The following is a 14230-nucleotide window of genomic DNA, read 5'->3' as shown; positions in this document are numbered from 1 at the left end:
AGGCTGTCAGGCAAGTTCGATCCAGTGCTCTGCACGAGCGACCTCCATAAATTGCTCGATGTCTTCACCCAGCTCGGGAACACCGGGGAACTGTTTGTCCAGTTCCACAATGATGGTCGCCACGCTGCGTTCGCCATCGATCAAGCCACCAATCAACGCCGCGCTGTCGTTGAGTTTGATCATGCCTTCGGGGTATAGCAGCACATGGCCTTTTTGCGCGGGCTCGTATTGAAAGCGGTAGCCGGGGCGCCAGGCCGGGATTTTGCTGCGGTCGAAGCTCATAGGGTGATTCCTTTATGCCAGACGCGCTGGTCGGTCACGCTGTGGTACGGCGGGCGGTCAAGCTCGTAGGCCATGGTCATGGCGTCGAGCATGCTCCAAAGAATGTCGAGTTTGAACTGCAGGATTTCCAGCATGCGCTGCTGGCCTTCCCACGTCGTGTAGTGCTGCAAGGTGATGGCCAGCCCGTGTTCGACATCGCGCCGGGCCTGACCCAAGCGGGTGCGGAAGTACTCATAGCCTGCCGGGTCGATCCACGGATAGTGCTGTGGCCAGCTGTCGAGGCGGGACTGGTGGATTTGCGGGGCAAACATTTCGGTCAGCGAGCTGCTGGCGGCTTCTTCCCAACTGGCGCGGCGGGCGAAGTTAACGTAAGCATCCACGGCGAAACGCACGCCGGGCAGCACCAACTCTTGGGAGCGCAACTGGTCGGGGTCCAGGCCCACGGCCTGCCCCAGACGCAGCCACGCTTCGATGCCGCCGTCCTCGCCGGGGGCGCCGTCGTGGTCGAGCAGGCGCTGAATCCACTCGCGACGCACTTCGCGGTCCGGGCAGTTGGCCAGAATCGCAGCGTCCTTGAGCGGAATATTGACTTGATAGTAGAAGCGGTTGGCGACCCAGCCCTGAATCTGTTCGCGCGTGGCGCGGCCTTCGTACATCGCCACCTGATACGGGTGATAGATGTGGTAGTACGCGCCTTTGGCCCGCAGCGCGGCTTCGAACTCGGCGGTAGTGAGTGGGGCTTGAGTCATCAGGTGCCTCCAAATAAATGGGTTTTGTAACCGCTGCCGCAGGCTGCGATCAGGGCCGCAGGGCCTTCAAAACAACGGGGCAGCGGCTACAAAGGTTTGCGTGTTACAACTCGATGCTCATGCCATCGAAGGCCACTTCAACCCCCCGACGGGCCAGTTCGGCGCGTTCGGCGGAGTCTTCGTCGAGGATCGGGTTGGTGTTGTTTATGTGGATCAAGACTTTGCGTTGCTTGGGCAGTTGCTCAAGCACTTCGAGCATGCCGCCGGGGCCGTTCTGCGCCAGGTGGCCCATTTCACGGCCGGTACGCGTGCCCACGCCACGGCGCTGCATTTCGTCGTCGTCCCACATCGTGCCGTCGACCAGCAAGCAATCGCTGCTGGCCATGATCTCCAGCAGCGGAGCATCGACTTTGCCCAGGCCCGGTGCATAGAACAGTTTGCCGCCGGTACGCAGGTCTTCAACGATCAGGCCGATGTTGTCACCGGGATGCGGGTCGAAACGGTGCGGCGAATACGGCGGTGCAGCGCTGCGCAAGGGCAGGGGACTGAAGCGCAGGTTCGGGCAGGCGGCGATGGTGAACGAGCCTTGCAGCTCGATGCGTTGGCGGTTCAAACCACCATTCCAGTGTTTGAGCATGGTGAACAGCGGGAAGCCGGTGCTGAGGTCTTCATGCACCATGTCGGTGCACCATACTTCATGCGGGCACCCTTCGCGCAGGCTCAGCAGGCCGGTGGTGTGGTCGATCTGGCTGTCCATCAAGATGATGGCGCTGATTCCGGTGTCGCGCAGGGCGCGGCCCGGTTGCAGGGGGGCGAAGCTTTGCAGCTGGGCGCGAATGTCGGGCGAGGTGTTGCACAGCACCCAGTTCACGCCGTCATCGGAGATCGCAATCGAGGACTGGGTGCGGGCCGTGGCGCGCAGGCTGCCATCACGAAAACCTGCGCAGTTGACGCAGTTGCAGTTCCACTGCGGGAATCCACCGCCAGCGGCGGAACCTAGAATCTGGACGAACATGGGCGGCTGTTCTCTTGCAAATCTGAAAATAAAAACGCCCCGGCGAACCGAGGCGTTGGGTTGCTCTGCTCAGTAACAGCGGCAGATCAACGGCTTGCGAAGTACATGGTGACTTCAAAGCCAATGCGCAGATCGGTGAAAGCAGGTTTAGTCCAAGCCATGAGGTGACTCCTTAGCAGTGGGTGGGTGGGGTGTCTTTAACTTAGTCCAGCTCCCGAAGGAGATGTTCAGATGCTTAGGTGGCTATGTTACTAAATTTGACAGTTGCTGAACGACCAAAGTCGAAGAAAGCTCATTACACCGTTGGTAACGATCAGCTTCGTCCTCGATTAAACGTTTCAGTTTCGGGCGACGTGGCCAAGCACAGCCAGTCGCAATTGGGCTGGTTGATGCGCTGAGCTGCGGTGAGTGTAGTGCTTGGTTCCAGCGCCATAAGTGCGGTGTAGAGCGCTTTGAGGTAATCCGACGAATGGCCCGCTTGTTTGGCGTGCCAGAGCAGGTCGCGGGCGTCTGCCATGCTCAGAGCCTCTATCGAAAACTGTTGGGCCAAGCTGGCGCGTGCCTGAATGAAGGAAGGTTCATCCAGCGTCGATACAAGCGTCGGCAGTTGTTCGATGAACTGTCTGATCTGCTCAAAGATTTCTGTCGTTGCTGCGTGCGGGGATTGCACGCCGAACAGCAAGCCGGTGCGCCCGTTGAATTGGCGCAGGCCGCTGAAGACGGCATACCCCAGTTGCAACTCAACGCGCAGGCGCTGATAGAACGGCTGTTGCGCAAGATGGGCGAGCAAGCGCCATGCGGCCTCATCCGCGATATCGGCGGTGGGCGCAGGGCAAAACAGCAATACGGCGTGCTCACTCGATGCACAAGGTTCGGTGTGCCACTGCCGCGTGCGCACAGGCGCAGCGGCGGGTGAGAGGTCCGTATCCGGCGTGCCGGGGGCCTTATTCAATACCGCCGTAATCAACGTTTGAGTGCTGCTAGCAAGGCCCACAGCCAACCCATCCCAGCGCGCCGAGGCCCAGCCTTGTTGCAGGTCGTTGATGGCAGGCAGCGCTTGCGCCTGGCACCGTTCGGGCAGGCGCTTGAGCAAGTGGCGAATAGGCATCAGCGGCGCCTCAGGCGAACCCTGTGCCTGGTCTTGCACGGGCGCGTTAAGTGAACGCAGCACGTGTTCAAGGATGGTCGGCATGGGTTCTTGCACGCCGTGCATATTGAGCAGCCAGTCATTGCCCTGAGCGTTGAGTGATAGCTCAACCCCCGCGTGATGTGCGTCCTGCTTTACGGTTTGCAGTGAATGCTGAACCTGCGACAGAAACGTCGGTTCGTGGGCTGTAGCAAAATGCCAGCGCAGACAGAGCGCGGCTTCGTCGCTGTCAGTGGGCATCGCTGCGCTGAACGTCATGGCCGACCTGTCGCGGCGGCTGCGTAAGCGATCTTGGGCGAAGGTGCGCAGGCCTCGGTGGGCGCTGGTTTGTCCGCGAATAAGGCCAGCGTTCACGGGCTCTTTCTCCGATGTCAAAAAGGGGTTGGGGGTGGGCAATTGCCAGTCATGCTGGCACGTTGTTGGCGCCACAGGCTGTACCTGCGTCAGAATCGCGTGCAGTGCTTGCACACCCTGGTCTGACAAGTGTGATGCACATTGCTGACCCTCAATGCGGGCCAATGCCAGTGCGCTGCTGACCTGCTGCTGACGTTGGTGCAGCAAGCGGTACTCTTCACGCAGTGCAGGCCACGGCTGCTGGGCGCTGAAAAAGGCCAACCAGCCGTCGAAGACGTCGCTTATCTGCTGGGTCTGCGGCGCGCTGTCAGCCGGTGTTGTAAGCGCGATGTTAAGAAGCGCCTGGCCGTCGAATTGATACACAACGCTGGCATTGAGGGTGTCGATCAGGTGTAGCTGACGCAGCTGTGCGACAAGCCCGCCAGTTTTGTCGGCATTGATCCAATGACACAAAAACGCCAGCGCTTGGTCGCTCGCAACTGGCAAGCGTTCCATCGCCAGCATCAGGTTCAAGCGCCGGCCGTCAACGTGTTGATAACGCTGTTTGCCGGTCACCATCAACGGTGGCGGTGAACACTGGCGCACGGGTTCGCCACGTATGAGGGGCGCGCTGTGGCGTTCAGCCAGCGTGGTCAGTTCTTCAAGGGACTGTGGACCCACCAGGGTTAACGTCATTTGCCCGGTTTGGTAGCACTGCTCATGGAAGTCTTTCAACGCCTGCTGAAAAGCCGCACGCGGGACCGGCAAGCTATAGCGGTTACCCGCGTGGAAGGCGCACAGCGGGTGCGCCGGATTCAGGGGTTGAAACAAGCGTCGTTCATGCTGCGTCGATGGCTTACGCACCCATGCGATAAATTCGGCGTGCAACACTTCGCGTTCGCGCAGTTGATCCGCGGTATTCATGCGCGGGTGAGCAAGCATGTCGCACAGACGCTCAAGGCCGCCCTCAAACGCAACGGGTGGCAACTCAAAAAAGAAGTCGGTATGGCGCTCGCTGGTGCGGGCATTGATATGCCCCCCCTGCTGTTGCACATAGGCCATCAACCCCTGCGCCGGGGGGAATCGGTCAGTGCCCAGGAACAGCAAATGCTCCAGAAAATGAGCCAGCCCAGGCCAGGCTGCGGGCACGTCATGACTGCCCGCAGCAACCCGCAAATAGGCGGCGCTGTGCTTGAGCCGGGGTTCATGACGCACGGTCAGCGTCAGACCGTTGTTACAGGTCAGACGAGAGTCGTGAGGAGGGTTTGGCGCAGGCATGGGCACTTCCGTAACAGAGAAGCGCTCATGCTAGCGGATTACGGGTAATCAGCGCTCGCATAGCGCACGGTAAAGTTCTGGGCGGCGGTCCAGCAGGTAGTCGTTTGCGGCTTTTGCGTCGATCAGCGCTTGGTGGTCTAGGGTTGCGCAAATCAGCACTTCAACGCGTTCAGCCAATGCAACTTGCTGGCCATCGGGCGCGGCGATACTGCTTAGCCCGCAGTAACGAATTTTGCTTTCGTGCCCGCAATAGTTGGCATAGGCGACGTAACACTGATTCTCAAAGGCGCGGCTGCGCACCGTGACATCGGCGATGAATTCGAAGGGCTCCATGTTGGCGGTGGGCACCACGATCAACTCCGCCCCCGCCAGCACCAGTCGGCGCGCGTTCTCCGGGAACTCCAAGTCGTAGCAGATCAGCATTCCGAGCTTCCAGCCATTGAGTTCGATGACGGGAAATGCGTCGGGACCTGGGCAGAACATGTTTTTATCGAGTTCGCTAAACAAGTGCGTTTTGCGGTAATTGAGCAGGCGCTGGCCGTTGGCATCGATCAATTGCACGCTGTTATAGATGTCACCGTGCTCGTCGCGTTCGGGGTAGCCATAGATGATGGCGGTGTTGCAGGCTTTGGCCACCTCGGCAACTTTGATGGCCGCCTCGCCGTCTTGAGTTTGTGCCAAACGGGCCACAGCCTCTGCGCCAATGTTGTAGCCCGTGAGGAACATTTCGGGCAGCACCAGCAGGTCGATGTTGTTGTTTTGCTGGGCAATTTGACTCAGTCGCTGCAAATTACCCGCTACATCCAGTGGCCGGGGCAGGCATTGATAAAGGGCGACACGCATGGGGATTCTCCTGTGTGCATTTGTGCAGGCGCGAGCAAGCGGGCGCCTACACAGGTGTGTCAAATTAATCCGGCAAGGCGATCGGGCCGATGTCGTGAAACACGTCGCCCGGACCAGGGTTGTCGGCGTGGGAGCTACCGCCGAAGTGGGTCATGATGCCCCACACGGCGTTCAATGACGTCTGTACTGCGCCTTCAACCCATGCCGGCGTCCACGACACATCGTCCCCTGCAATGAAGATCCCGCGTTGTTCGCCGGGGATGTCCTGCTGCATGAAGTGCGCATACATGCGCTGGTTGTAGCGATAGTGGCCAGGTAGCGCACCTTTGAAGGCGCCCAGGAAGTGCGGGTCGGCTTCCCATGACACGGTGATCGGGTCGCCGATGATGCGGCTGGCAATGTCGACCTTGGGGTAGATTTTTTTCAGTGAATCGAGTGCCAGCTTCACGCGTTTTTCAACGGGGTGGGGGAGCATTTTCAATGCATCGCTCATCCATGCGTACGACAGGCAAATGACCCCCGGCTTGTCGTCGCCATTGTCGAACAGGTAAGTGCCACGGGTCAGGCGATCCGTGAGGGTCATGCTCATCAGGTCGCGACCGGTGTCAGGGTCTTTGTCTTTCCAGAACGGGCGGTCGACCATGACGAAGGTTTTGGACGATTGCATGTAGCGCGTACGGTCGAGGGCCATCCACATCTTTTGCGAGAACAGCGATTCTTCGCATTCGATCTGGGTGGTCAGCAGCCAACTTTGGCAGGTCACCAGGACCGCTTCGTAAGGGCGGGTGACACCCAGGATGTCGGTGACAGAAAACTGCCCGTCCTCTGTGCGCGAAATCGCTTTGACACCCGTGCGTGGAGCGCCGTGATGCAGCGAACTGAGGCTGGTGCCTTCAGGCCAGTGGGCGCAACGCTGCGGCGCATGACGCCAGATACCCAGCGGTACTTGCTCAACGCCGCCCACCACCAGGTGCTGATGGTCATCGCAGTTGGTCATGACCACGCGGAAGATTTCGAGCATCGAGTTGGGAAAGTCAGAGTCCCAGCCGCCAGTGCCGAAACCGACCTGGCCAAACACTTCGCGGTGTTGAAACGAGAGTTTGGCGAACGCTTTGGAGGTGGCCACAAAGTCATAGAACGTGCGGTCATCCCACAAGGGCACGAGGGTATTCCACAGTTCTTTGAGACGCGGGACGTCGCGATCACGGATCGCTTGTTGAATGTCACCAAAGCGCGAGCCTTCTTCCAGCGCGTCCGCCCAGGCATCCGCAACTTCTTGGAACAACGCAGGCAAGTCCGCCAGTTTTTGTGCGTAAAAGGTCTGGCCTTCGAGGTCGATCACCGTGCTGCCGCAAGCGGGTGTCAGCGGATTGGGGAAAGGTTTGGTCTCAAGCCCCAGCTTATCGACGTAGTGGTAAAACGCGGTGGAGGACACCGGGAAGCGCATGCCGCCCAATTCGGCGATCACCCCTTCGCTGCCCTCGAAGGCTTGGGAGCGCAGACGCCCGCCCATTTTCGAGGCTTCATACACCACGGGTTTGAGGCCCAGCTTCATCAGCTCATACGCCGCAACCATCCCGGCCATACCTGCCCCGACAATCGCCACCTCTGCGCCCAACTTGTGCGTGGGAATACTGCCCAAACCTGCCGGGTGTTCAATCCAGTCATCGAAGGCAAACGGGAAGTCCGGGCCGAAAATCGTAACTGGTTTTTTGCCGTCCTGGGGGTGGCGATTATTCTTGTTCATGGCTGACCTTGCTGGCGACCCGCGCATAACGCTGAGTATAGGAAAAGACAGGCAACATGATAGGGAGCGCGCAACACATAAATAAGACGCAAAGTGTCGTCGTTCTGCCTTGTTTTTAAGCGTTATGACGAAAGCTGTAGGCGAAATGCAGTGCGCGATGGATGAAAAGGCTTATCCGCGATCGACTTTGCTGCTGAGAATGATCGAGGTCGTGGTTTTCTCGACACCTTCGACGCTGCCGATCTGATCCAACAATTGATCCAGTTGCTCTGGGGATTCGCTGCGCAGCCACGCCACATAATCAAACTCACCGCTGACCGCACACAGTTGCTGCACTTGCGCCATAGCACTTAATCGTCTGACCACCTCCTTGCCTGAGCGCGGTTGAACGGTGATCCCCACATACGCTTGCAGTCCGCCATCAATCAGGCGTTGCCCCAGCCGAACGCCATACCCGGTAATCACGTTGTTTTTTTCCAGTCGTGCCAGCCGCGAGGTCACCGTCGTGCGTGCGATGCCCAACTGCCGGGCCAGCATTGCCACACTTTCACGGGCATTGAGCTGCAAAGCGGCAATCAACTGCCGGTCAATTTCATCCAGTGCGGGCGGGCGAATGTCTGGCAAGAGAGGCTCCAATGACGTCAGCGATATGGGTCGGCCATGGTACAGCGCTTGAGGGTGTGAGCGTCCAGCGGAGGACGTCTGCGCTGGCGTGAGGACCCAACCCCCAGAAACACGAAAGCCGCGCAGTGCGCGGCTTTGAGTATGGTGGGCCCAGTAGGACTCGAACCTACGACCAAGGGATTATGAGTCACAAGATTAGTGGTATTGAGCTACCTCGTGAAACATGAAAGTCCCTATTTTTAAGGCTTATAGCTTGATCTGACGTTTCTCGTTGTTTCCTGAAATCCTCTAAAGTTGCTATGATTCGTTGAGCAATTCGTTAAGAAAGGAATAGGGCTGAAAATGGCGCAGAAACTGGTTCACAGCAAGATAACAGCATTGAAAACCACGCTTTCTGAGGCCTTAGAAGGGAAAGGGACGGGTTCTATTCTCTTTGAGCGCCGAGCTACTGGCGTGTTGGTCTATCTGAGTCTGCGCCGAGAGAAAAAGCAGGAGCGGCTAAAGCTGGGGAACTATTCCGAAAAAACGCTGGTTGAGTGGCGAGCCTATGCCGCTGCGAAGTCGTTGGAGATTCGAGCCTTCCTGACTATTGATGACTATCAGAAAGCGGAAGAGGAGCGTCAACGCCTAACCCAACGTGCTGCGGATGTTGAGGCAAGGCAGGGAACGTGGGCTCAAATGCTGAATGCCTACGTTGACGATATGGAGCGTAGGGGCAAGTCCAGTGCCAGGGCCGTGCGTGGTGCACTGAAGCTGGATGTTCTCGATCCATTCCCTGAGCTGTCGCAATGCAAGGCCAAGGAAGTCGAACCTAGCGATATTGCGAACATCCTGCGTCGCTGCCTAACTCGATCAGTCGCCAGTAAAGGACGGGGCACCCGCTTGACCAAGGCATCTGCAACCAATGGTAAAAAGCGACAGGCAGATAAATTACGCTCTTACCTTCAGGCGGCTTTTTCGTTTGGTCTTGCTAGCGATCTAAACCCGCTACGTGCTGGTGACGCTGTTCAATACGGACTCAAATCAAATCCTGCGCGTGATGTGCCGACTATTGAAGGCGCCAATCAGGCGAATACCTGGGCGCTGACAAAAGAAGAACTGAAAGCGGTTGTTCTGGCTGTTGAAGGTTTACCGGCTCGGCGTAGTGCAATTGCAAAAGCGATGCTTTATCTCGCTGGGCAGCGTGTAGAAATGCTTTGTCGGGTTACTTGGGCAGACATCTATGACGATGGCGAGCATGGGGAAGTGATGCGGCTAATCGACCTCAAGGGCGGTAAAGGGACTCCGCCGCGTGAGCATCTGTTGCCGATGACTCAGCGACTCTGTGAAATCCTGTCACCGCTATTAGCGCTTCAAGATGCAGGCAAAGCACCTGGGCCGTTCTCTCTGCGTGGAAAAGTCAGCATTACACCCGGTACTGCACTAGATATTTTCTCAGCGCTTGGCGATCAGCTTTCGACAAAGGGGGAGACCCGCCGTTTCACTTGGCGCACGTTGCGCGCAACCATCGAAACGCATTTAGCCGCGCTGGGGGTGAATCAGGAGCGCCGAGCATGGTTACTGTCGCATGGTCGGTCAGGTGTGCAAGCAAAGCACTATGACCGGTGGAACTATCTACCGGAAAAACGTGCGGATTTAGACAGGTGGGCGCGCTATCTGGATGAGTTGGCGGGAGTGCCGCAGAGTGCGGAAGTGGTGCAGTTATCGGCACGCAGCGTGGTACGTCAATGAGCTGGCGATTTGAGGAAATGGCGCGCCTGCAAGAGCGCCAGAAGCTGCTAGAGCAACCGCTTGACCCTTTAGCAGTTACCGCCCGAGTCCTGGCGATGTTCTCCAGTGTTCTTCCTAGTAAACCCGTGGACTGGGACGGTTATCCGATGCACGTCCGGTCTATCTCGTGGCGTAAAGTTGAGGGTGCCACGCGTGCATACGTCGATGGCGTGGATTTGATCGAGGCTGCCGCGACCAACCGTAACGCATGGGATGAGGCTGCGCGGTTCGCGGCTCAATATATTGAGAAGGGGGAGCCGGTTCCTGAGTTCCTGCGCGTGTTTACTGCCGAGGTGCTGCGTGGGGTGCGACCACGTCCAGCTTGCAGAGGAAGGCCAGCCGACCCGAACCGGAACTTTGCAATCTGCCTGGGACTGGAGGCGCTAAGTCGTGCAGGCATAAAGCCCACTCGCAACGAAGCCACCGAAGATGTGCAATCAGGCTGCGACATCCTGGCCGCGACATTGGGACGCGATACCTCAGCTTACGTCGATATTTGGAAGCTGCGGAAGAAACACCTATACGCGCAATCGAGCTGGGAACTCCACTTGGAGCGTCTGCTTGTAGGGGATTAATCCCTGATTTATCCCCTTCGCCGAAGCCACTTGTGTCCTATAAAGTCCCTCTACTTTCACAGCGCACTGATGAATGCAAGGAGGGTGGCGGGCCAGAGAGTTTCTTAAATGCGACACAAAAAAATCGAAAATGCGACATTTTTTGTGTGAGAGAGGTTTGCCAAATAACCTTGATATTAAGTAAATCAAAGGGTTATGAGTAGACGTGACTTAGTAGTCGCCGAATGACTTCAAACTGAAATTGGGCTGTTTTTACCAATGGTACAATGAGTGTGTTCCAGAAACACAAAAGCCCAAGAGATGAGATTCTTGGGCTGGTGTGGGGGCAATAACGAAAATTTAACTTAAGCTCTACCCGCTAAATCTTGTATTAACATGACGTAGGTTAGGCAGTTGAATGCCGCCCGTCAACAGGTTTTTCCGGGCCACGTGATCTAGGAGATCAGATGGTCAATTTTAACATCCCGCATCATCCCGCAGTTTTTTTCTGCAAACTCTACGCTGTTAGCCGCACCACTTGGTGGCGGTTGTCTGGTCGCTCAGGCTTCCCTTCGCCGATTCGTATTGGAAGGGCGGTCCGCTGGAATGCTTCGGAAATCGAAGCTTATCTAACCCAGCACAAGGCCTACTGAAAATGGAAAACTTCCAACTCCGTAAAATCGCGAGGCCGACTTCTGCTGCCCCTGAAAAAGCTACTGCCTTGGTTGACGTTAGCGCCGAAGCTCAGCGCCAACGTGTATTGAACCAGCTTATGGATCATTCGCGCTCCACGTTTGAGCTACGCGACGCTTTCAACGTGTTAATGCCAGCCGCTCGGGTCAAGGAGCTGAAAGAGTTGGGTCATGAGATCCACCGGACTCTTTCGACTCTGCCCGATAGTGAAGGGCGTTTGCATCCGCGTATAGCGACTTACGCATTGATCAAATTGGCCGAAGGCGAGGGCGCGGTATGAATGCTCAGCAAATCACGCAAGTGAAAGCCCTTGCAGGCCTGTATCAAATGATCGGTAACGCCTCGTTGATCAGTGCTAACGATAACGACGATGCGCTCGCAATCAACGTCTTCGTGGACGCCTTTGATCTTCTTAAGTCCGCCCCACTTGATGTGGTTGAGGTCAATCGACGTTATGTGGCTGCCTTCAATTCAGGCAAAGTGCTTGCCGGTCTCATTGAGGCTGAACGTGTGCAAATAATCGCCAGCTACCATGGGGGTTTGCAATGACTATCACTGCACAAGAGCTGTTGCCGGACGTTGATGAGGCTTTGCGATTCTTGGCGTTGTTGGACCCTGATTCGCAACCACAAGACTGGCACTATCGAGCAATCCACCCGATGCAAGGGGCTCGAAAGGCAAATTCGTTGTACGACCTACAGGCAAAAAACATTGATGGGTGGGGGGCATACGCTGTTGTGAATGCAGGGGGGCATGACGCCGCTAGCATTACCCGCGTTCGGGCTTTGTATGTTGACTTCGACATCATCGATAACCACCTTGATAGGTTGGCGGCTGTCCCCTTTGCTCCGTCGATCATTGTTGAGTCGTCACCCGGTAAGCACCACGCCTATTGGTGCGTGGATGGTGTGCCGTTGAGTGAGTTTGAAGCTGCTCAGCGAAAGCTGATTGCGTTAGTGGACAGTGACAAGAGCATTCACGACTTGCCGCGTGTAATGCGTCTGCCTGGGTTCAACCACACAAAAGCACAGCCGGTAAGATCGAGCATTGTTCACGAGGGCGGTCAGCGTTACACGTGGGCCGATTTATCGGAATGGCTGGGCACGCTCAAGGAGCCACACCGAAGCGCAGCTAACGATTCTGGAGAGCGTGGCAGCAGTGATCACACAGAGCTGTTAGCTGAGTTGTTGCAGGGTGAGAGTGTTCACGAAAACGCTTTGCGAATTGTTGGCCGATTGGTGGCAAAGGGTGTTGACGATCAGTTGATTCATTTGGTTTTTTCCGCCGTAGCTCCTGAAGTGGTAAAGCAGCGAGGTGCAGAACGTGCCTCGGCACTATTGGGTACAGAGCTGGCTGGAATGATTGAGGGCGCTCGCCGCAAAGGGTATGCACCTGTTCCGGCGCGGCCATACTCAGAAATCAGTGCGGATGTGAAATTACTGAGTGATGAGAGCGAATCGTCCGATATTGAAAGGCTAGTGGCAGAAGCTTTGTCCCGGAGCCCTATCGAGCGTGACCGACTGCTCAAAGCGATCAAGCAACAAACAGGTATCGGCCTGGGCACTTTGCGCGAGATGGCCCCTGCTGCGAATGATGATGATCACGAGGACCATCTTGAACTTGCGCAGCGTGTTTTGGTTTCTATCGGTGCTGACAACATCCTTGCATCCGGGCCGTTGGTTTACGAGTGGCTCAGTCGCGGTGTCTGGAGAGTTGCTGAGGATCGAGCGGTAAAGCAGTTGGTTCAAAGGGCGCTTGCACCACACACGGCTATTACAGCGAACGTGGTCAATAACGTCGCGGACGTTTTCAAAACTGCGATCTACGCCAAAGACCATGCTTTCAATCTGGGTGACCCGGAGTCTGTAAATTGCCTATCTGGAGCTCTGGTGCGGCATGATTTGACGGGTGAATGGGAGCTTGAGCCTCATAACAAGCTGGAGTATCGAACCACTCAAGTTCCACTTGAGTACCAGCCTGAAGCCGCTGCGCCTCGCTTCTCTCAGTTTCTGGGCGAGATTTTCGAGCCTGACAGCGATGGCAAGGAAAAGGCGCGGGCGCTGTTGGAAATGCTCGGATACACGCTGATGACGCATTGCAGGCATGAGCGATTCATTATGCTCATCGGTGGTGGCAGCAACGGTAAATCCGTCCTGCTGTCGGTGCTGGAGGCGCTGCTAGGGTCTGAGAATGTGTCCGGTGTGCAGCCTTCGCAGTTCGACCGTGCTTTTTCTCGTGCGCATCTGCATATGAAGCTAGCCAATATCGTTACCGAAATTCGGGAAGGCGAGGTAATCGCTGACGCCGCTTTGAAAGGCATTGTGTCGGGAGAGCCTGCGACGGTTGAGCATAAGTTCCAAGACCCTTTTGTCATGCGCCCATACGCTACTTGCTGGTTTGGTACGAACCACATGCCACACACACGGGACTTTTCTGATGCCTTGTTCCGGCGTGCGTTGGTCATTCGCTTCAACAGAAAATTTGACGCCAGCTTGGGCCAGACGGACCCGATGCTCAAAGAGAAACTGCTGGCTGAGCTTCCCGGCATTTTCAACCTGTCTTTAGCTGCGTATAGCGAGGCGCTAGAGCGTGGCTTTACTGATCCTGAGAGCAGTCGCCAAGCTAAAGAGGAATGGCGCCTAGAGGCTGATCAAGTGGCCCAGTTCGTTGATGATGTGTGTGAGCGGAGTACCTTAGGTAAGGTCGGTTCTCAAAAGCTGTATGACACGTTTACGAGTTGGGCGTCTGGTCAGGGTATCGGTCAGAAGGTTAAGCAGAAATCTTTTGTAGATAGGCTGGAGCGGCTGGGCTTCGGGCGTACGCGTGATCGACATGGGAAGTATGTAAGTGGCTTGGAGATTCGTCCAGGTTGGAGCATGCAACAGCAATAACAAGGAGGGGCCATCGCGGCCCCTTTTCTTTGTGCAATGTGTGCCGCTTGTGCCGTGTTATCTGAGATACCCCAACCTTTCAAAAAATATAAGCAGTGAAATATCAATACATTGTTTTTTTAGAAAGATAATGAATGTCGAAAAACCCGGCACGCCCGGCACACCATACATAAATCTAAATCCTGATCAATATATCGCCTGATACTTAACTTGTTATCGATATTTGTGAGCTTTTTGAAACTTGGTGTCGTCATAGACGTATTTTTATCTCGCGTATAATTAACTGGTAAACCCAATTAAACTT

At 56.3% G+C, this 14230-nt stretch carries 13 protein-coding genes; 5 read left to right on the top strand and 8 right to left on the bottom strand.

What is annotated here, in order from left to right; genetic code table 11:
• Nucleotides 1-6: 6 nt before the first annotated feature.
• From pqqD to GYN01_RS07720, 8 genes are all read right to left on the bottom strand, one after another.
• Complete coding sequence (gene pqqD / locus GYN01_RS07755) at nucleotides 7-282, bottom strand: pyrroloquinoline quinone biosynthesis peptide chaperone PqqD (protein ID WP_048402168.1); 276 nt, start codon at nucleotides 280-282, stop codon at nucleotides 7-9.
• Entirely contained in the window at nucleotides 279-1031 is a 753-nt protein-coding gene (pqqC, locus tag GYN01_RS07750) for a pyrroloquinoline-quinone synthase PqqC (RefSeq protein WP_048364208.1), read from the bottom strand. Before pqqC ends, pqqD begins: the two co-directional genes overlap by 4 nt.
• A gap of 103 nt (nucleotides 1032-1134) precedes the next feature.
• On the bottom strand, nucleotides 1135-2046 hold the full coding sequence (gene pqqB, locus GYN01_RS07745) for a pyrroloquinoline quinone biosynthesis protein PqqB (RefSeq protein ID WP_048364209.1): 912 nt from the start codon (nucleotides 2044-2046) through the stop codon (nucleotides 1135-1137).
• Nucleotides 2047-2132: 86 nt separating this feature from the next.
• Nucleotides 2133-2207, bottom strand: a complete 75-nt coding sequence (gene pqqA, locus GYN01_RS07740; protein ID WP_082149419.1) for a pyrroloquinoline quinone precursor peptide PqqA — start codon at nucleotides 2205-2207, stop codon at nucleotides 2133-2135.
• Between the two features lie 152 nt (nucleotides 2208-2359).
• Nucleotides 2360-4804 carry a pyrroloquinoline quinone biosynthesis protein PqqF gene (pqqF, locus tag GYN01_RS07735; RefSeq protein ID WP_203306827.1) on the bottom strand — a complete coding sequence of 815 codons (2445 nt, stop codon included), beginning with the start codon at nucleotides 4802-4804 and terminating at the stop codon, nucleotides 2360-2362.
• Nucleotides 4805-4852: 48 nt separating this feature from the next.
• A complete protein-coding gene (locus tag GYN01_RS07730) occupies nucleotides 4853-5647 on the bottom strand; it encodes a carbon-nitrogen hydrolase family protein (RefSeq protein WP_048402166.1) in 795 nt (264 codons plus the stop codon).
• Between the two features lie 64 nt (nucleotides 5648-5711).
• Nucleotides 5712-7394: a flavin monoamine oxidase family protein gene (locus GYN01_RS07725; protein WP_048364212.1), complete on the bottom strand. Its 1683-nt coding sequence runs from the start codon at nucleotides 7392-7394 to the stop codon at nucleotides 5712-5714.
• Nucleotides 7395-7565: 171 nt separating this feature from the next.
• A complete protein-coding gene (locus GYN01_RS07720) occupies nucleotides 7566-8018 on the bottom strand; it encodes an Lrp/AsnC family transcriptional regulator (protein ID WP_048364213.1) in 453 nt (150 codons plus the stop codon).
• Between the two features lie 342 nt (nucleotides 8019-8360).
• Between GYN01_RS07720 and GYN01_RS07715 the strand changes: the two genes are divergently transcribed.
• The 5 genes from GYN01_RS07715 (at nucleotide 8361) to GYN01_RS07690 (ending at nucleotide 13926) form a co-directional block, all read left to right on the top strand.
• Nucleotides 8361-9749: a tyrosine-type recombinase/integrase gene (locus GYN01_RS07715; protein WP_203306826.1), complete on the top strand. Its 1389-nt coding sequence runs from the start codon at nucleotides 8361-8363 to the stop codon at nucleotides 9747-9749.
• Complete coding sequence (locus GYN01_RS07710) at nucleotides 9746-10363, top strand: hypothetical protein (RefSeq protein ID WP_203306825.1); 618 nt, start codon at nucleotides 9746-9748, stop codon at nucleotides 10361-10363. Before GYN01_RS07715 ends, GYN01_RS07710 begins: the two co-directional genes overlap by 4 nt.
• 634 nt (nucleotides 10364-10997) lie before the next feature.
• Complete coding sequence (locus tag GYN01_RS07700; RefSeq protein ID WP_203306823.1) at nucleotides 10998-11315, top strand: helix-turn-helix domain-containing protein; 318 nt, start codon at nucleotides 10998-11000, stop codon at nucleotides 11313-11315.
• On the top strand, nucleotides 11312-11584 hold the full coding sequence (locus GYN01_RS07695; protein WP_203306822.1) for a hypothetical protein: 273 nt from the start codon (nucleotides 11312-11314) through the stop codon (nucleotides 11582-11584). Before GYN01_RS07700 ends, GYN01_RS07695 begins: the two co-directional genes overlap by 4 nt.
• Nucleotides 11581-13926 (top strand): phage/plasmid primase, P4 family, encoded by a 2346-nt coding sequence (locus GYN01_RS07690; protein WP_203306821.1) that lies wholly within the window; start codon nucleotides 11581-11583, stop codon nucleotides 13924-13926. The genes GYN01_RS07695 and GYN01_RS07690 overlap by 4 nt, the downstream gene beginning before the upstream one ends.
• The last annotated feature ends 304 nt before the right edge of the window (nucleotides 13927-14230 follow it).

The sequence above is a fragment of the Pseudomonas weihenstephanensis genome (assembly GCF_016812185.1).
Taxonomy (GTDB): Bacteria; Pseudomonadota; Gammaproteobacteria; order Pseudomonadales; family Pseudomonadaceae; genus Aquipseudomonas; species Aquipseudomonas weihenstephanensis.
This window is presented reverse-complemented; position numbering and strand designations above follow the sequence as displayed.

What these genes read in the sequence shown, in the direction of transcription:
- GYN01_RS07730 (WP_048402166.1), bottom strand. Translation starts at nt 5,647, where the DNA reads ATGCGTGTCGCCCTTTATCAATGCCTGCCCCGGCCACTGGATGTAGCG.
- pqqD (WP_048402168.1), bottom strand. Translation starts at nt 282, where the DNA reads ATGAGCTTCGACCGCAGCAAAATCCCGGCCTGGCGCCCCGGCTACCGC.
- GYN01_RS07710 (WP_203306825.1), top strand. Translation starts at nt 9,746, where the DNA reads ATGAGCTGGCGATTTGAGGAAATGGCGCGCCTGCAAGAGCGCCAGAAG.
- GYN01_RS07700 (WP_203306823.1), top strand. Translation starts at nt 10,998, where the DNA reads ATGGAAAACTTCCAACTCCGTAAAATCGCGAGGCCGACTTCTGCTGCC.
- GYN01_RS07690 (WP_203306821.1), top strand. Translation starts at nt 11,581, where the DNA reads ATGACTATCACTGCACAAGAGCTGTTGCCGGACGTTGATGAGGCTTTG.
- GYN01_RS07695 (WP_203306822.1), top strand. Translation starts at nt 11,312, where the DNA reads ATGAATGCTCAGCAAATCACGCAAGTGAAAGCCCTTGCAGGCCTGTAT.
- GYN01_RS07725 (WP_048364212.1), bottom strand. Translation starts at nt 7,394, where the DNA reads ATGAACAAGAATAATCGCCACCCCCAGGACGGCAAAAAACCAGTTACG.
- pqqF (WP_203306827.1), bottom strand. Translation starts at nt 4,804, where the DNA reads ATGCCTGCGCCAAACCCTCCTCACGACTCTCGTCTGACCTGTAACAAC.
- GYN01_RS07715 (WP_203306826.1), top strand. Translation starts at nt 8,361, where the DNA reads ATGGCGCAGAAACTGGTTCACAGCAAGATAACAGCATTGAAAACCACG.
- pqqC (WP_048364208.1), bottom strand. Translation starts at nt 1,031, where the DNA reads ATGACTCAAGCCCCACTCACTACCGCCGAGTTCGAAGCCGCGCTGCGG.
- pqqB (WP_048364209.1), bottom strand. Translation starts at nt 2,046, where the DNA reads ATGTTCGTCCAGATTCTAGGTTCCGCCGCTGGCGGTGGATTCCCGCAG.